The organism is Aeromonas sp. FDAARGOS 1416 (genome assembly GCF_019048085.1).
Taxonomy (GTDB): Bacteria; Pseudomonadota; Gammaproteobacteria; order Enterobacterales; family Aeromonadaceae; genus Aeromonas; species Aeromonas veronii.
In genome coordinates this window covers 1,306,425-1,324,580 of record NZ_CP077301.1, presented here as the reverse complement: position 1 = coordinate 1,324,580, position 18,156 = coordinate 1,306,425, and the positions used below count along the sequence as shown (strand labels likewise).

Below are 18,156 nucleotides of genomic sequence, written 5' to 3'. Positions count from 1 at the left end.
GCAGCTTAGCACTGAGCGATGGCGTTAAGCACCCGTTTATCGGAGACCGGATAAGGGGTACCCAGATTCTGAGCGAAGAACGACACCCGCAGCTCCTCAATCATCCAGCGGATATTGACCACCTCGGTGGGAATAAGCTGGGATTTGGGGATCTTGGCCAGCAGCGCCTTGTACTCCGACTCCACGCTGTGCACTTTGAGCATGTAGACCCGATCCCGGTTGGGATCGATGGCGAGCTTCTCCAGGCGGCGCTCGATGGCGCGCAGATAGCGCAGCAAATCAGGCAACCGCTGCCAGCCGGTCTCGGTGACAAAACCCTTGTGAATAAGGTTGCCGAGCTGCTGCTGGATATCGGACATGGCAAAGGCGGTATCGAGCTGCATCTTCCCCTTGAGCCGCTTCTTGATCTCATGGGAGAGCGTCAGTACGGCTTCCACCTGCTTGGCCACCTCCACCACCGCATCATTGAGCTCGGCACGGACATACTCCTTGAGCGCCTCGAAACCGGCCTCGTCCCAGGCCAGCCCACCATGTTGCTCGATCAGCTTGTCGCAGCCGCAGGCGATGCAGTCATCTATCAGCTCCGCCACCTTGCCAAACGGGTTGAAATAGAGCCCGAGCTTGGCCTTGTTGGGCAGCTTCTCCTGCAGATACTTGATAGGAGATGGCACGTTGAGCAGCACCAGCCGGCGCTGACCGGCCCACATCAGCTGCTGCTGCACCACAGGGCTCTCCACCAGCTGGATGGCGACCGAATCTTTCTCGTCTACCAAGGCCGGATAGGCTTTCACCTCGAAGCCGCCCCGCTTCTGGCTGTACTCTTGCGGCAGCTCGCCAAAGCTCCACAGAGTGAGGCCGGACTGCTCGATATCATCGTCCGCCACTTGTGACAGGGTCTCCTGTACCTTGCCACGCAGCGACTCTTTCAAGGCTTCCAGATCTTTCCCTTCCGCCACCTTCTTGTGTTTGTCGTCCACCACCCGGAAGGTGAGTTTCAGGTGATCGGGTACCGCAGCCCAGTCCCAGGATTCGCGAGGTACGGTGACACCGGTCATGCGGCGAAGCTGACGCTCCATCTCGTCCAGCAGCGGTCCCTGTTCGGGGTTGATGCTGGCAAGCAGCGCATCGGCATAGTTTGGCGCCGGCACGAAGTTCTTGCGCATCGGCTTGGGCATCGACTTGATGAGGGCCACCAACAGCTCATGGCGCAGCCCGGGGATCAGCCACTCGAACCCCTTCACCTCCACCTGATTCAGGAGCGGCAGCGGAATATGCAGGGTCACGCCATCCGCCGCCTCCCCCGGCTCGAACTGATAGGTCAACTTGAGCTTGAGGCGCCCCTGCTGCCAGAAGTTGGGATAGTCGAGATCGCTGATGTGGGCCGCATCCCCCTTCATCAGCATCTCTTTTTCGAAGTTGAGCAGCTCGGGGTCCTGCTTTTGCGCCTCTTTCCACCACTTGTCGAAGTGACGGGCAGAGATCACCTCCTCCGGCAAACGGGCATCGTAGAAGCGGAACAAGTCCTCATCATCCACCAGGATGTCGCGCCGACGGGATTTGTTCTCCAGCGCCTCCACCTCGGCCAAGAGCTTGCGGTTATCGCTGAAGAAACGGTGACGGGTCTCGAAATCCCCCTCCACCAGCGCGCGGCGTATAAACAGCTCGCGGCACAGCGCCGGATCGATACGGCTGAAGTTGATGGTGCGCTCGTTGACCAGGGTCAGACCATAGAGGGTCACCTTCTCCTTGGCCATTACGGCGCCGTTTTTCTTCGACCAGTGAGGGTCGCTGTGGTGCAGCTTGATGAGGTGGCCTGCCAGCGGCTCTACCCACTCGGGTTCAATCTTGGCGTTGATGCGGGCGTAGAGACGCGAGGTCTCCACCAGCTCGGCGGCCATCACCCACTTGGGCGGCTTCTTGAACAGACCCGAGGCCGGGAAGAGGTGGAAGCGACCATTGCGGGCGCCGAGAAACTCCGGTTTTTCCAGATCCTTGTTGCCGATATGGCTCAAGAGGCCGGTCAGCAGCGCGCAGTGCACCGTCTTGAAATCTGCCGGTTCATGGTTGGCTTTAAAACCAAGCTCCTTGACCGTCTGACGCAGCTGGAAGTGAATGTCCTGCCATTCGCGCACCCGCAGGTAGGAGAGAAACTCCTTCTGACACATGCGGCGGAACGGGTTGCTGCCAAGGGCATCCTGCTGCTCTTTCAGGTAGTTCCACAGATTGACGAAGGCGAGGAAGTCGGAATCCTTGTCTTCAAAGCGTCGGTGCTGCTCGTCGGCGGCCTGCTTCTTCTCCATGGGCCGCTCGCGGGGATCCTGAATGCTGAGGGCCGCGGTAATCACCATCACCTCGCTCAGGCAGCCAGTTTGCGCCGCGCTGATCACCATCTTCGCCAGACGCGGATCAAGGGGGATGCGCGAGAGCTGGCGACCAGTCTCGGTCAGCTGCAACTTGGCTTCGCGATCGCCGGTGGCGGGCAGCTCGCGCACCGCCTCCAGCTCTTTCAAGAGAGTCAGACCATCCTTGATATGGCGGGACTCCGGCGGCTCGACGAAGGGGAACGCCTCCATATTGCCAAGGCCGAGCGCCAGCATCTGCAGGATGACCGATGCCAAGTTGGTGCGCAGGATCTCGGGGTCAGTGAAGGCAGGGCGGCTGTTGAAATCCTCCTCCGAGTAGAGCCGGATACAGATGCCGTCCGCCACCCGGCCGCAGCGCCCTTTACGCTGGTTGGCACTGGCCTGGGAGACCGGCTCGATGGGCAGGCGCTGCACCTTGGTGCGCCAGGAGTAACGGCTGATGCGGGCGGTGCCCGGATCGATAACGTAGCGGATGCCCGGCACCGTCAACGAGGTCTCCGCCACGTTGGTGGCGAGCACGATGCGCCGTCCGGCGTGTTGCTGGAACACCTTGTTCTGCTCGGCGTTGGAGAGACGGGCGTAGAGCGGCAACACCTCGGTATCGCGCAGATTGAGCTTGCGCAGGGCATCGGCAGTATCGCGGATCTCCCGCTCGCCGTTCATGAAGATAAGGATGTCCCCCAGCCCTTCGCGGGCCAGCTCTTCCACCGCGTCGAAGACGCCCTGCAGTTCGTCGCGTTCTTCCAGCCCTTCGCTCTTGTCACTGGTAAGTGGACGGTAGCGCACCTCCACCGGATAAGTGCGGCCGGAGACCTCGATCACCGGCGCCTTGTTGAAATGGCGGGAGAAACGTTGCGGGTCGATGGTGGCCGAGGTGATGATCACCTTGAGATCGGGGCGCTTGGGCAGCAGTTGCTTTAGATAGCCCAGGATGAAGTCGATATTGAGGCTGCGCTCGTGGGCCTCATCGATGATGATGGTGTCGTACTGGGTAAGCATCCGGTCGTTCTGGATCTCCGCCAGCAGAATACCGTCAGTCATCAGCTTGATGTGGGTCTGCTCGCTCACCTGATCGGTAAAGCGCACCTTGTAGCCCACGTAGTGACCGAGTTCGGACTCCATCTCCTCGGCAATACGGGCCGCGACGGTGCGGGCCGCCAAACGGCGTGGCTGGGTGTGGCCGATGAAGCCCTTCACCCCACGCCCGAGCGCCAGACAGATCTTGGGGATCTGGGTGGTTTTGCCCGAGCCTGTTTCGCCGGCGATGATCACCACTTGGTGCTCTTCAATGGCCTTGGCGATCTCCGCCTGCTTCTGGCTGACTGGCAGGTTATCCGGATAGGTGACCTTGGGCACTCCGGCCAGACGGGATTGGTAGCGCGCCTGTGCCGCATCCAGATCGGCGGCGATGGTCTCTAGCACGGCGGCTTGTTTGCCTTCAGGCAACTTTTTGACCCCGTGCAAACGGCTGGAGAGACGGCGGGCGTCAAGGTTCATGCAGGCAGGGAGACGGCGGCGCAGCGCCTCGATAGAGAGAGACAAGGTACGAATTCCTTAAATAGGTGCCCAGAGGGGCCATATCGATTAGCTACGAGCGATCCTAAAGAGCGAGCGGGAACGGTGCAAGCCTTAACGTAGCGTTATATATGGGAAGACAGAGAGATTGGCCAATCCCCAAACATGACAGAACAATCATTGTAAGATGGCATAACATGAATAAATGGCAGCATATGAAATAGCCAAGGCAAGCCGAAGCTTGCCTTGGGAGAGAGGAAAACAGGGTTAACCGTGGGTGCGATGGACAAAACAGGTGGTGAGCTGGGCGTGAATGGCCTGCATGACATTGTGACGATTGATGACACCGAGCAGACGCCCTTCCTCCACTACCGGATAGATCTTCGGCTTTTGCCCCATCATCATCTCCGCCAGACTCAAAATGCTGGTATCGGGACCCACCGACAACACCTCCTTGCGCATCACATCCTTGACCTGCGCCACCTGTTCGCAGTGATAGGCCTCCTTAAGCAGCACTGCGATGCAATCCTGCTCGGAGATCCAGCCAATCAGATGGCCCTGACCATCCACCACCGGGCCACCGAGCTGATGACTGTTCAGAAATTTCTCGACCGCAGCTTGCACCATCATGTCGGCAGTGAAGGTGATGGGTCTGCTCTGCATATAATCCTTGGCTTTTAGCGATTCCATATCTGCTCCCCTACGGTAGTCCATCAAGCTGGCGTCTTGTGCGCCGGTACCGACACCATGCTCGGCTTGTTCCAAGCATAGCTGGCTCGCGGCGGTATGAGTCAGCGGCCAGCCTCTCCCTCAATTGATGGCATGATCCGGCTCGCGATCCGGAATGGCTGCCATCATCATCTGCGGCAAGTGATCGGCCAGCACCGCCACCACCGCAGGATCGACCCGCCCCTGATCCGCCAGTTGCTGCATAAAGGTCAATGCGTCACGGGCCGGCAGGCCGCGCCGATAAGGTCTGTCCTGCACCATGGCCTGAAAAATATCAGCGACCCGCAGGATCCGCGCTTCGAGCGCCATGGCGGATGCCGGCAGGTGGAACGGATAGCCCTCCCCATCAGGCTCCTCATGGTGATAGGCCGCCCAACAGGCAATCTCCTCAAACCCTTCGATATGACGCAGGATCTGGTAAGTCTCGAAGCTGTGGGTATTGATGATGGCCCGCTCCTCTTTCGTCAGGGTGGCAGGCTTGTCGAGGATCTCGTCCGGCACCCTGAGCTTGCCCAAATCGTGCAGCAAACCGGCGATCTCCAGCATGTCACAATGGATGGCACTGACTCCCATCAATTCTGCCAGTGCCCGAGACAACCTGCTCACACCGAGTGAATGCGTCATCGTGAATGGGCTTTTGGCGTCGACAATGCCGGAGAAGATCTGCGCCAGCGCTTTTAGCTCCCCGTTGAAGGTCAGACAAGGCTCCCGCACCTGCAGCATCTCCAGCATGTAATCATTGATGGAGCGAGCTTCCAGCTGCAGCCAGAATGCCTCAGAGCGAGACGCCTTGAGGAAGGCATCCACCAGCTCGGGGGCAAAGAACTCGTCACGGAAATCCTGCAGGCGTGCGCGGATCTCGTTGGTATGCATCAACAATGAACCATCGCCATAGTAGGGCGCCGCCAACGCATCGCAGCGATCCACCAGAAAGATAAGGTTGGCCTGACGGGCTACATTGGGGTCCACATCGGCCATCTCGCGCAACAGGTGCCAGTGGGTATGGTGATAACGGATAGGCAGGGCCAGTGGGGCCAGCAAACGGAAATCCTTGAGCAGCTGATATCCCACCTCGCAGTGGCGCTGGGAGGACTCCCAATCGAACTCGCTGACCAGATGGTGATGGGTGATGGTCGAGGAGACACCGATATCATGCAGCACCCCCAGCTCGAACAGCAGACAGCGTTCGGCCTCACTCATTCCCAGCTCCCGGCTGCACTCGGCAGCCATAATCCCGACCCGTTTACCGTGGGCCACATCGCCAATGCCCACCAGATCCAGCGAGGCTGACAGGGCATACACCACCTGCCTTAGATCCACTTGCAATGAAAAGGGGGCTGCGCCCTGCGCTCTGTCCATGATCCGGGTCCCATGCGATGTTGTTGTATCAAACTGGCGCTGTTTTATGCTTCGCCTTCTATCAACTTAGTCAATAGCTGAGCCTTTTACCTTGTTTTTATAGGCATTTATGACCCTGGCACCTTGAAAAGACAAAGATCACAGCTGGATTTATTTGGCCACTCCCATTCAAGTTATATTTATCCGCTCCAAAATATGCGAGCAGACTTTTTAAATCTCGCGTAGAGGTTGTGAGCATTTTTAAAACTCATATCTGAGCGAAACAATCAACATCCCAACTTTACTTAATTATTACTTAATCAGAATTAAAGAGTGCTCGGCTTGCCAGTAAGAGTTTTGAATAAAGGCACACCACAACGCCCATAACTGCCACCATCCCCAAATTAATTAACAAAACTGTGAACTCCATCACCCATTTATTCGCCTTGTCGCCATCGATAGCGGTAGACACCTCCGCCTTCTGGATACAGCTTCCCATGCTCGCTCCAGCCCACCCGATAGCCTGCGACCGAAGAGTTGGAGAAAAAGTATCGGATAACCAGCGGTTATATTCGCTATAAGGCGACAAGGATAAACGGGATTTATAGAGTGAAACTGTTGAAAGCTGATTTCCAAGCGGCGGTTAACTCGGGCTATTCAGGTCATATCACTCTTTGCAGGTCATAACGACAGCGATAAAGGGGAATGTGCCCATCCGGGTATTCCATCCCTTCCAACAGCCTGCACGGGATGATATTTCCACCGCGTTAAACACACGCTGCTTTCATTGCCCATTTTGTGTACCAATTCACATTAGATTAGGAGTGGAGCCAATAATGGCCATTCAAATAAACAAAATAGCCATGAGCCTTGCCTTAATGGTCACCGCTGGTAGTGCCACAGCAGCCGCCAAGCCCAATATTCTTGCCATCATGGGCGATGACATCGGCTACTGGAACATCAGTGCCTACAACCAGGGGATGATGGGCTACCAGACCCCGAACCTGGACAGGATCGCCAATGAAGGGGCCCTCTTTACCGATCACTACGGTCAGCAATCCTGCACCGCCGGCCGCGCCGCCTTCATTACCGGTGAAGAGCCATTTCGTACCGGTCTGCTGACCATCGGCATGCCCGGATCCACCCACGGCATTCCGGATTGGGCCCCCACCATCGGTGATCTGCTCAAAGAGCAGGGTTACATGACGGCTCAGTTCGGCAAAAACCATTTGGGCGATCAGAACCAGCACCTGCCGACCAAGCACGGCTTCGACGAGTTCTTCGGCAACCTCTATCACCTGAACGCAGAAGAAGAACCTGAAACCTACTACTACCCGAAAGATCCGGAGTTCAAGAAGAAGTTCGGCCCACGCGGCGTCATCAAATCTTCTGCCGACGGCAAGATTGAAGATACCGGCCCCATGACTCGCAAGCGCATGGAGCATGCTGACGAAGAGTTCCTCGAGTCCTCGCTGGCGTTCATGGAGAAAGCAGTCAAGGCCAAGAAGCCCTTCTTCATCTGGCACAACGCCACCCGCATGCACGTCTGGACCCGTCTGCAAGAGAAGTATCAGGGTAAATCCGGCGTCAGCATCTATGCCGATGGCATGCTGGAGCACGATGATCAGGTGGGGATCCTGCTCGACAAACTGGACGAGCTGGGGGTCGCCGACAACACCATCGTGATCTACACCACTGACAACGGCGCCGAGACCGTCAGCTGGCCGGATGGCGGCACCACCCCCTTCTATGGCGAAAAAGGCACCACATGGGAGGGCGGGATGCGGGTTCCGCAACTGGTTCGCTGGCCGGGCGTGATCAAGCCAGGCACCAAGGTCAACGCCATGATGGCCCATCAGGACTGGATGCCGACGCTGTTGGCCGCTGCCGGTGTACCGGATGTGAAAGAGAAGCTGGCCAAGGGCTACAAGGCCAACGGCAAACAGTGGCGGGTGAAACTGGACGGTTACAACTTCATGCCGTACCTCGCCGGAAAAGCCGACACCTCCCCGCGCAACTCCATGCTCTACTTCTCCTCAAACGGCGAACTCAACGCCGTTCGCTGGAATGACTTCAAACTGAACTTTGCCACCATGGAGGGCAACATCACCGACGCGGCGCGTGTGACTCCGAACTGGCCGCAGATCATCAACCTGCGCGCAGATCCATTCGAGAAGGCACCGCATGAATCAGGCATGTATCTGCGCTGGATGGCAGACAACATGTGGCTGTTCGTACCTGCACAGGGGATCCTGAAAGAGTTCTTCGACACTCTGCCCAACTATCCGATGCAGCAGAGCTTCCAGATGAACCCTGCCAGCATTAGCTCACAGAGCCTGATGCTCAAGGGCAAACTGGCAGAGCTGGACGCACTCAAGCAAAAAGTCGCCACCATCAAGTAAGGCGGTGACTCCAACGCCCATCACTCTCTGGTGGGCGTTTTCAATTTCCAGCCGGCTCGCCTCGTGCCGGCTGGAAATTGAAAACCTGTTGGCCCCCTCCTAGCCCTATCTCTGTCTCGTTAAATGTACCCTGTGGAAAACCCTATGAACCCCTTGCAACAACAGATCTCGCAACTCATCGAACAGGTTGGTCACAGTGTGGTCGGCCAGTCCCATGTGATCCGCGCCCTGGTCATCGGCCTGCTGACCAATAGCCACGTGCTCCTTGAAGGTTTGCCCGGCACCGCCAAGACCCGCTCGGTCAAGGCGTTGGCAGAAGCCCTCAATACCAGCTTCGGCCGCATTCAGTTCACCCCCGACCTGCTCCCCTCAGATGTAACCGGCACCGAGATGTATCAGGAGCGTGACGGAGCCCACCAGTTGCGTTTCCAGCCAGGCCCCATCTTCAACAGCATCGTATTGGCCGATGAAGTGAACCGCGCCCCCGCCAAGGTACAAGCGGCGCTGCTGGAGGCGATGGCCGAAGGCACCGTCACCGTTGGTGACAAGAGCCATCGCTTGCCCGAGCTCTTTATGGTGCTGGCCACCCAGAACCCCATCGAGCAGGAGGGGACCTACCCGCTGCCAGAAGCCCAGATGGACCGTTTTGCCCTCAAGGTCTCGGTCGCCTACCCCGATGATGAGGCAGAGCTTGCCATCATTCGGCTGGTGCGGGCCGAAGAGCGCGGTACCCGCCAGCAGAACGAGGGGTTCGCCCCCCTTTCCCCTGAACTCATCTTGCAGGCCAGATCAGAGCTCTCGGCCATGACGGTCTCACCGCTGGTGGAGCACTACATCATTGCGCTGGTCATGGCGACCCGACACCCCGATCGCTACCCGGCCACCGGGCTGCCACAGTGGATTGCGGTCGGCGCCAGCCCCCGCGCATCCATTGCTCTGGACAAGTGCGCCCGCGCCTATGCCTGGCTGCAAGGGCGCAACCACGTGCTGCCCGACGATGTGCGCGCCATGGTGCCCAGCGTGCTTGGCCACCGTTTTACCCTCAGCTATGACGCGCTGGCAGATGGGGTGGATCACCAGCAGGTGGTGATGGCTCTGCTCGATCACGTCGTCATCGGGTAAGCGATACCATGACACCTCGCTCCTTATCCCATGACAGGCTGACACAGTGCGGGCAACCGCCCAGTGGTGACCCCCGCATCCACTGCGACTACCTGACACTGGTCCGGCTTCAGGGGCTGGTCGGCCAGTTTTCACTGCTACCCCGGTTAAACAGCGGCAACCTGCTGTGCGGCCGTCACCCGTCGCGCTTTCGCGGCCGTGGACTCAACTTTGAAGAGCTGCGCCACTATCAGCAAGGGGATGATATTCGCACCCTGGACTGGAAAGTGACCTTGCGCACCGGCCGCCCCCATGTGCGCAGTTATAGCGAAGAGAAAGATCGTCACGTGATCCTCTGCGTTGATCAGCGCAGTTGCATGTTCTTCTCCTCGGTGGAGGTGATGAAGTCGGTAGTGGCCGCCGAAGTCGCTGCCCTGCTCGGCTGGCAAGTACTCAAAGAGAGCGATCGGGTCGGGCTCGCCATTTTGCACTGCGATGGCGTGGCGTGGCTGCGCGGCCAGCGCTCCCGTGGCCACTGGTTGGCAGGACTGCGCCAGCTCTGTGCCGCCAATCATGCTCTCTCGGCCACCAGCCGCGACAGCGAGGCGACCGGTCTGGTCCCCCTGCTGGCGATGCTGGGCCGCCTCAAGTTGAAAAATGCCACCCTGATCTTTCTCAGCGACTGGACAGGCGTCACCGAGGCCGACCTGACCCGCCTCGGTTACTTGCAGCAGCACAACGATGTACTGGCACTGCACATCGCCGACCCCCTCGAGTCGACCCTGTCGACCACAGCAGCAGACGCCAGCTGGGTAGTCGGCGATGGCCAGTACCAGCTCAATATTGCTCCCCACCAGATCCCTGTGCTGGATCAGGGGCTAGCCCGCCAGCAGCAGCTGAAAAAAGATCAACTGCTGCGACTGATGGCCCTCAAGGGATTGCCGCTTATCACCCTCGACACCGGTGGCCACCACCTCGCCCGCCTCATTACCGCATTGGGAGGAGATCACTGATGAACCACAAGCTGCCCGGCACCTATATGCTGCGCGAATTGCAGGACGTGACCGTACCACCCACCATCAGCTGGCAACCGCAAACCGCAGGCTGGCTGCTGCTGGCGCTGAGCCTGGGGGCGCTGGCGCTGCTCTGGCTCTATCACCGGGCACAGCGCTGGTGGCAACAGCGTTACCGCCGTGAAGCGCAGGCGGCCCTGCGCACGATCAACTGGTCTGATGCCGGGGCCAGTCTGGCGCTGTTTCACCTGATCAAGCAGGTGTTGACCCACCTAGATCCCCGGCACGGCAAGCTGTTTGGCATGGCGTTGCTGCAGACCCTCGACAATGCCATGGCAGATAGGCAGCCCCGTTTCGCGACCGAACTGGGGGAGCGCTGGCTGGTATCGCTGGTCTGTGATCAGGTGGTGTTAACCGTCAGTGATCAGCTCTGCCTCGTTTCCCTCTGCAACGACTGGCTTGCCCACCACCAGACTCCAATACAAACAGCCTCGTTGGCAACGGAGGCCCATCATGCTTGATGCAGGTCTCGAGTTTGCCCACCCCCACTGTTTCTGGCTGCTGCCCCTGCCTTTGCTGGTGTTTCGCCTTATTCCGGCCTATCGCACTCGTCAGAGTGCCATCAAGGTGCCCTTCTTCGACCTGCTGATCGACCTGCTGGATGAGCCGCCGCGTGAGGGGGCAACCCAGCTGACTGCCAGCTGGTGGCAACGGATCGCCCTGATCACCGTTTGGCTACTGGCGGTACTGGCGCTGGCCAAGCCCACCATCTATGGCCCGCCTCAGGTACGCGAGCGGTTCGGGCGGGATGTGATGATAGTGCTGGATCTCTCCGGCTCCATGGCCGAGACCGACTTCTCCCCCGACCCCGGCAAGTCCCTCACTCGGCTCGACGCCGCCAAAGAGGTGCTTAAACAATTTGCTGCAACGCGCGAAGGAGATCGACTCGGGCTCATCCTGTTTGGGGATGCCGCCTTCCTCCAGGCGCCGTTTACCGCCGATCTCGACACCTGGCAAACCCTGCTGCAGGAGACCGATGTCGCCATGGCAGGCCAGAGCACCCATCTGGGGGATGCCATCGGTCTGGCAATCAAAGTATTCAACAACAGTGATCGCCACGGGCAACTAGACCAGAACAGCGCCAAGCGGGAGAAAGTCACCATCATCCTTACCGATGGCAACGACACCGGCAGTTTTGTCAGCCCACGGGATGCGGCCCGGGTAGCCGCGGTCAACGGCGTGCGGCTGCATACTATCGCCATGGGGGATCCGGCCACCGTCGGCGAACAGGCACTCGATCTCGATACCCTGCAACAGTTGGCGACCCTGACCGGCGGCCAGTTGTTTCAGGCTCTTGATGAGGCGCAGCTGACGCGCGCCTATCAGGTGATCGGTGAGCTGGAGCCACAACGCTACGAAAGCACCCGCTTTCAGACCCGCGAAAGCCTGCACCATTACCTCATCGCCGTCAGCGTTGGCCTCTATCTCACTCTCTTTTCCCTGTTGACCCTCAGGCGCTACCGCCTGCGCACTGCTCTCTCAGGAGACACGCCATGATGGATCCCCTCTACTGGCAACAGCTCTGGCTGAATGCCCACTTTCTGCGCCCCTGGTGGCTGCTGGCCTTGCTCCCCCTTGTCGCCATCCTGCTGCTGCGCTGGCGCATGGATGAAGCAAACAGCTGGCAACAGCGGCTGCCGCCCCATCTGCGCGAGGCGCTGACGCTGGGGGACACCGGCTGGAAAAAGAACCTGCCCCTCAAAGTGCTGGGGCTGCTGATGGGGCTCGCCATCCTGATCTGTGCAGGGCCGACCTGGAGCCGTGAACCCTCCCCCTTTGGCGAAGATCAGGGCGCCCTGCTGATCCTGCTCGATAACAGCGACTCCATGCTGGAAACGGATATCGCCCCCAACCGCTTGACGCGGGCCAAACAGAAGATCAGCGATCTGCTAGCGACCCGCGATGGCGGGCGCAACGGGCTGGTGGTCTTTGCCGGCTCGGCCCACACCGCCATGCCGCTGACCCGTGACAGTGCCGTCTATGACCCTATCCTCGCCGCCATCCGTCCCGAGATCATGCCTAAAGCGGGCAAGCGCACCGAACAGGTGATCCCGCTGCTCACCGAGCTTCTGGCCGATGAGACCGGCAGCACCGTTTTGCTGGTGAGTGATGGCATCAGCCCCTCCGCCATCGCCCCCTTGGCTGACTATTTCCGTGGTCAATCCCGTCAACTGCTGATCCTGGCCGCTGGCGACCCGGCCCTGAGTGGCAAACGCCCGCTGGAGCTTGCCTCACTACGGCGACTGGCCAGTGACAGCGATGGCACCCTGCTCACCATGACGGTGGATAATGGCGACGTAGAGCGCATCAACCGGGGGATTGAACGCAACTTTTTGATCCACAACGACTCCCTGATGCCCTGGCAGGACATGGGTTACTACCTGCTCTTTCCGGTCGTCGCCCTGCTGCTGCTCTGGTTTCGAAAAGGCTGGCTGGTGCAGTGGGGTCTGGTGGCAGCCATCGGTCTCTCCCTGCTACAGACGACGCCTGCGCAGGCCACCACCTTCTCGCTGGCGCCCGCAGAGCCGACAGAGCCTGCGATCAATCACTGGGCAAAGGCGCTGAAACAGCAGTGGTTAAACCTCTGGCTCACCCCGGATCAGCAGGGGCAGTGGTACTTCCAGCAAGGTGACTATCTGGAGGCGGCTAAACACTATGAAGATCCCTTCTACAAAGGTGTGGCCTACTACTATGGCGCCGAGTTTACGCTGGCCCAGTCAGCATTCCTGCAAGCCGACTCCGAACAGGCTCTGCTCTATGCCGGCAATGCCCTCGCCAGACAACGTGAGTATCTGGCCGCCCGCCGGCTGTTCCGGAAACTGGCTGACGAGGCCAGCGACCCGAGCGTGCGCCAATCAGCCGCCCACAACTATCAGGTGATGAGCGGGATTGTTGACGAGATCAACCGCGCCAGTCAGAGCCAGACCGGCACGCCGGATGGACCTGATCACTCCAGTGAACTGCCCGATGATGAGCCACGCAGTGCCGACGGGGCGGAAGAGACAGTGGCTTCATCCCTGATGGCGCGCGAAACCCTGACCGCAGATCAGATCCTGGCCAATCCGGCGCAGGCCGAAAAGTGGCTGCGCCGGGTGGAGTCTGATCCCGGTGACTTCCTGCAAGCCAAATTCCGCCTCCAGCTACACGCGCAGCAAGCGGGCGCAACCGCCCGTCCTCGTTCTGCCACCCACAAGGAGCCTACCCATGTGCAACCGGCACAATAAACTCCGCCACTGGCTGTGCGGATATGTGGCGACCGCTACCCTGCTCGGGGCCGTGCTGATCACGGTCGAAGCACAGGCTGCCGAGGCCGCTGATGCGACTGACGCCACTCAGGTAACCCTCAAGAGCTGGTTGAAAGAGCAGGGGGAGGAGAAGCGCCCCTATGCCGTCAACCAACAGATCACCCTCTATCTGGAGCTGGCCACCAACCGCTGGTTTACCGCGGGTACCCGCATCGGCCAGTTCGAGCTGCCGGGGGTCATGGTCAAGCAGCGCAGCGAGCTGGCGACCAACTTCACCCAGCGCCGCGATGGCGAGACCTGGTCGCATCAGCGCTGGGAGCTGACGCTCTATCCCCAGCAATCCGGCCAGTTCGAGATCCCCGCCATCACGGTGCGGGCCACCGTGGCGCGCCCTGAAGGGGGCTCCCGGCAGATCACTCTCACCACCCACCCTCAGCGTTTTGCCGCCGCTCTGCCCGACCCAGCCCTGACGGTCGGCGGGCGTTGGCTGAGCGCCAGCAATCTCACCCTGAGTCAGCGTTGGCAGCGCTCTGCGGATGACCATGCTGACGGCGAGCTGCGGGTAGGGGATGCTATCACCCGCACCGTGACCGCCAGCGGGCAGGATACCCTCTCGGTACTGATCCCGCCGCTGATCACTCCGCTTGCAAGCGATGGGCGGGTACAGGCCTATCCGGCGCAAGCCCGACTGAACGATACCCAGGAGCGGGGGGAGTACCTTTCGACACGGGAAGATCAGACTACCTATATCGTGCAGCGCGGTGGTGAGTTGACCCTGCCCGCGCTGGAGCTTGCCTGGTGGAACAGCCAGACTGGCCACCTGCAAACCCTGACCCTCCCCGGGCAATCCCTGCAAGTGCGCCACACTCCCGCCTCCTGGCTGTCGTCCTACTGGCATCGGTTGCTTGGAGTAGCCAGTGGTGTAGCCCTGCTGGTGCTGGCGCTCCTGGCTATAGCCCGTTACTACCATCACCCCCCTCGCCCGCTCGGCTGGCAATATGGGGCCGCCATCTGGAGCAGGCAGTGGGGGGCGGTGCGGGTGCTGGCCTATCGCTATCTGCGGGCCAAGAGGGGTTGGCTGGAACTTAGCCGTGTCAGTTCCGATCCGGCTTGGCAGCAACAACAGGCTGTATTCCAGCAAGATCCCCTTGATCGGGCTGATGCGCTCAGGATGGGCTGGCGCCTGCTGGTGCGCCTGCAAAGGCAACGGGGCGCCAGTCATGGCAACATCCGCTCACGTTGGGCCACATTGTCGGCTGGCAAGCGGCCCTGCCGGAATTGCCCCCCCTGACTGGCAAACCGACCTCAGCGGATCAGTCATCCAGCAACGCAAACAGATAAATAAAGTGCGCCACGCAGCAACCAGCCCTGCACTGGTTGTCCCACTTTGCCCACTTCATTACACTGCCAAAGTGGGATACTGGCTGGCGTGGCAGGTTCTCCCCTCCGGCTACCCAGCTGTGCCAAGGCAGTGTGATTTTTCCACGAACATGTGACGAGGCCTCTCTTGTTAGACATCAGAAGTACCGAGCTGAACCTGATCCCGATCTTTGTCGCCATCTATGAAGAGCGCAGCCTCTCCCGGGCGGCGACACGCATGGAGATCAGCCAACCCGCCGTCAGCAAGGCCCTCAAGCGACTGCGGGAGATCTACGGTGATCCTCTGTTTAATCGCAAGGTCGTGGGGATGGAGCCCACCTCGTTTGCCATCGACATCTATCCGGCGATGGCGGCCGCGCTGAAAAACTTCAGCTCGACCCTCTCGACCTCGCGCACTTTCAATCCGCGCACTTCCCAGCGAGTCTTTTCCATCGCCTGTGTCAGACTGGTCAGCGCCCAACTGGTCCCGGCGCTGCTGTGCAAGATCCGGGCACACGCCCCAGGTATTTCGCTCGAGGTGCATCCCCTCTTTACCGAGGATATGGAGAGTGACCTGCGGATGCAGCGTTATGATCTCATCATCGACATGACCCAGAGCGGGCGCAGCATGCTCAAGAGCGAGGTGCTCTATAGCGAGCAGGTGAAGGTGGTGTGTGCCAGCAACCACCCGCGACTGGGCAGCAACTTGACGGTAGAGGCCTATTTTACCGAGGAGCATGTGGCGTTGGCCCAGTGGCAGGTCAGAGGCAGCATGATCACCGCCGAGCACCTGCCGCAAATGGCCAACCGCAATATCGTGGTACGGGTGCCGACCGCCATGGAGATGCTGCCCATCATTGCATGCAGCGAGATCATCGGGGTTTTGCCCACCTCTATCATAAATACCTTTGCCGGCATGTATGATGTGCGGGTACTCCCCTTCCCCTTCGAGGAATCAGTATTCAGCCTGTCGGCCATCTGGCATCCCAGCCGGACCACCGAGGCGGGCCACCGCTGGTTGCGCCAGCAGTTGTTCGAGGTGGTCAGCGAGCTGGGGCTGACCACCTCCATCGATCAGCCCTAGTGGGCATCTCGCACCAGTCGCAATCCCATGTCAGCCATCATCACCGACTGGCTGGCAAAATCACGCCGGAAATTTTCAGACAATTCAGCCTCATAGGCGTAGCTGCCGCCTCGCACCGATTTATGGGCGAGGTGGCTCTTGCTCTCCTGGGCATTGTTCGGGTTCTCTTGAGGAGTGTGGCGATAGAAGGTCTCTTCATAGGCATCAGCCACAAACTCCCCCACATTGCCGGTCATGTCGTATAGCCCCAGCTCGTTGGGCTTTTTCAGCCCCACCGGATAGGCGCGATTCTTGGCGTTGCCGCTGTACCAGGCCACTTCGTCAATCTGATCGGAGCCGCTGTAACGATAGCCTTTACTCAGCTTGCCCCCCTTGGCTGCATACTCCCACTCAGCTTCGGTGGGCAGGCGGTAGTGAGCGCCGGTCAACTCATTGAGCCTTGTCACAAACAGATTGGCCTGTTGCCAGCTGAGGTTGTTGACCGGTACCTCCGGCGCCTGGAAATAGCTGATGGAGGGGCCCATCACCGCCTCGAACAGGGCCTGGGTCACCTCGAATTTTGCCATGTAGAAGCTGTTGAGCGAGACCGCATGCTGCGGCCCTTCGCTCGCTTTGGCGGCAGGGTCGTTGGAGCCCATCTCAAAACGGCCCCCTTCCACCAGCACCATGTCCGCTTCAATCTTCTGTCGCAGCGGATGGAGCGGCTGGTTGTCCTGTTTGACCGAGAGGGTGCAGCCGGCCACCAGCAGGGTGGTCGCCAGCAACGGAATTGCGCATTTGAACGGTATGATCGTCATAGCCTGACCTGTGCAGTAAGAGAAGTGGCAGCCATTACTGGCCAGCGGAAACCGGCGGCGCGCTCGTCTTGCTCGCGCGCTTGCTATTGAGCTCGGCCAGCACCTCGGGGGGCGCTATCTTGCCAAGTTCACTCATGCAGGCGTTGCTCTTGGGGTTATCGTGGCGAAGGTAGATATCGCACACCGCATAGAGCTGCTCCGGCGCGCCGGAGATCCGGTAGGCAAGCTCGAACGAGCCGATGGCTTTCTCGAGATCCAGCGGCTCTTGCAGCACCCCGTTGAGATACCAAAAGTAGCTGTTATTGCCAGCGAGCTCCGCCGCCTGTGCCATGGTGACTGCCGCTTCGCTCTTCTGATCGAGGCGCACCTGGGTCAGCGCCTTGGCGTAATGGAGGTTGGCATTCTGCGGCAGCACAAGAATCCCCTTGTTGAGCAAGGCCAGCGCCTCGGCATCCCGTTGCTGGGCCCGCAAGTTGTCAGAGAGACCAAGCCAGAACAGGGGATTATCGGGCTGATTGGTCAGCAGTTGTTCGTAGCTTGCCTGCGCCTTGTCCCACTGCCGGGTCCAGCGATAGAGATCTGCCTGCAACAGCTGCTGCGCAGGGTCCTGCTGCCGGGCGAGATACTCGCTCAACTCCGCCAGCGGCTGGCCAATGGCGCTCAGTTGCCCCTCATTCATCGCGCCATAATCGCGCGCCAGATTGAGGGTGGCGGTGCGGCGAACCTCGGCACTGTTGTCAGCCAGCAGCGGTGAGAGCAGTCGCCAGCGGTGCGCAAACTGATAGGGAGCGGCGGCAATCACCGCCGCTTCGCGCACCAATGCGTGCTCATCACGCAGGCTTCTGGCCACCGCCACCAGACTGTTCTGGTTCGGATAAGCAGCCAGCTGGCGCAGGGCATCGGCCCGCTCCACCACTGGCAGAGAGATATCCTGCGCACTGTAGGCCCACTGCTGGATCTGGGCGGCTGAGGGCACACTGGCCGCCACGGATGCGGTGGGTGCCTCATTCGCTGATGTGGTGACCGGCGGCGCAGGGCTGGCTACCGCCAGCGCTGCGCCAGACAGGGTCATGCCAAGGGCCAGCCACAAGGAGCCCATGGTACCGGAGCGGGTGTGACGGAACTCGCAGCGACTCAACATGCTCTGCAT

14 protein-coding genes are annotated in these 18,156 nt (G+C 59.9%); 8 read left to right on the top strand and 6 right to left on the bottom strand.

Annotated elements, in window-relative coordinates:
* Positions 1 to 5: 5 nt before the first annotated feature.
* The 4 genes from hrpA to I6L46_RS05855 all read right to left on the bottom strand — a co-directional run bounded on the left by hrpA (position 6) and on the right by I6L46_RS05855 (position 6,444).
* Positions 6 to 3,905, bottom strand: a complete 3,900-nt coding sequence (hrpA, locus tag I6L46_RS05870) for an ATP-dependent RNA helicase HrpA (protein ID WP_216977626.1) — start codon at positions 3,903 to 3,905, stop codon at positions 6 to 8.
* A gap of 240 nt (positions 3,906 to 4,145) precedes the next feature.
* Positions 4,146 to 4,568: a CBS domain-containing protein gene (locus I6L46_RS05865; protein ID WP_216977625.1), complete on the bottom strand. Its 423-nt coding sequence runs from the start codon at positions 4,566 to 4,568 to the stop codon at positions 4,146 to 4,148.
* A 120-nt stretch (positions 4,569 to 4,688) separates the two neighbouring features.
* Positions 4,689 to 5,966 carry an HD-GYP domain-containing protein gene (locus tag I6L46_RS05860; RefSeq protein ID WP_216977624.1) on the bottom strand — a complete coding sequence of 426 codons (1,278 nt, stop codon included), beginning with the start codon at positions 5,964 to 5,966 and terminating at the stop codon, positions 4,689 to 4,691.
* A 295-nt stretch (positions 5,967 to 6,261) separates the two neighbouring features.
* A complete protein-coding gene (locus I6L46_RS05855) occupies positions 6,262 to 6,444 on the bottom strand; it encodes a hypothetical protein (RefSeq protein WP_162517540.1) in 183 nt (60 codons plus the stop codon).
* Between the two features lie 364 nt (positions 6,445 to 6,808).
* On the opposite strand from I6L46_RS05855, the gene I6L46_RS05850 reads away from it, so the two are divergent.
* From I6L46_RS05850 to I6L46_RS05815, 8 genes are all read left to right on the top strand, one after another.
* Positions 6,809 to 8,347: an arylsulfatase gene (locus I6L46_RS05850; protein WP_254203134.1), complete on the top strand. Its 1,539-nt coding sequence runs from the start codon at positions 6,809 to 6,811 to the stop codon at positions 8,345 to 8,347.
* Positions 8,348 to 8,491: 144 nt separating this feature from the next.
* Entirely contained in the window at positions 8,492 to 9,469 is a 978-nt protein-coding gene (locus I6L46_RS05845) for a MoxR family ATPase (protein ID WP_216977622.1), read from the top strand.
* An 8-nt stretch (positions 9,470 to 9,477) separates the two neighbouring features.
* Positions 9,478 to 10,461, top strand: coding sequence for a DUF58 domain-containing protein (locus tag I6L46_RS05840; protein WP_216977621.1), 984 nt, complete (start codon positions 9,478 to 9,480; stop codon positions 10,459 to 10,461).
* Positions 10,461 to 10,982 carry a DUF4381 family protein gene (locus tag I6L46_RS05835; protein ID WP_042053780.1) on the top strand — a complete coding sequence of 174 codons (522 nt, stop codon included), beginning with the start codon at positions 10,461 to 10,463 and terminating at the stop codon, positions 10,980 to 10,982. The genes I6L46_RS05840 and I6L46_RS05835 overlap by 1 nt, the downstream gene beginning before the upstream one ends.
* Positions 10,975 to 12,018, top strand: coding sequence for a VWA domain-containing protein (locus I6L46_RS05830; RefSeq protein WP_216977620.1), 1,044 nt, complete (start codon positions 10,975 to 10,977; stop codon positions 12,016 to 12,018). Before I6L46_RS05835 ends, I6L46_RS05830 begins: the two co-directional genes overlap by 8 nt.
* The gene (locus I6L46_RS05825) at positions 12,015 to 13,745 is read left to right on the top strand and encodes a VWA domain-containing protein (RefSeq protein ID WP_216977619.1); all 1,731 of its coding nucleotides are present in this window, start codon (positions 12,015 to 12,017) and stop codon (positions 13,743 to 13,745) included. The genes I6L46_RS05830 and I6L46_RS05825 overlap by 4 nt, the downstream gene beginning before the upstream one ends.
* Entirely contained in the window at positions 13,726 to 15,057 is a 1,332-nt protein-coding gene (locus tag I6L46_RS05820) for a BatD family protein (RefSeq protein ID WP_254203133.1), read from the top strand. Before I6L46_RS05825 ends, I6L46_RS05820 begins: the two co-directional genes overlap by 20 nt.
* Before the next feature lie 216 nt (positions 15,058 to 15,273).
* Positions 15,274 to 16,209 (top strand): LysR family transcriptional regulator, encoded by a 936-nt coding sequence (locus I6L46_RS05815; protein WP_216977618.1) that lies wholly within the window; start codon positions 15,274 to 15,276, stop codon positions 16,207 to 16,209.
* Here the strand turns inward: I6L46_RS05815 and I6L46_RS05810 are convergent.
* Together I6L46_RS05810 and I6L46_RS05805 are read right to left on the bottom strand one after the other, a co-directional pair.
* Entirely contained in the window at positions 16,206 to 17,006 is an 801-nt protein-coding gene (locus I6L46_RS05810; RefSeq protein ID WP_216977617.1) for an SUMF1/EgtB/PvdO family nonheme iron enzyme, read from the bottom strand. The two genes, I6L46_RS05815 and I6L46_RS05810, sit on opposite strands and share 4 nt — an antisense overlap.
* A gap of 34 nt (positions 17,007 to 17,040) precedes the next feature.
* The gene (locus I6L46_RS05805; protein ID WP_216977616.1) at positions 17,041 to 18,156 is read right to left on the bottom strand and encodes a tetratricopeptide repeat protein; all 1,116 of its coding nucleotides are present in this window, start codon (positions 18,154 to 18,156) and stop codon (positions 17,041 to 17,043) included.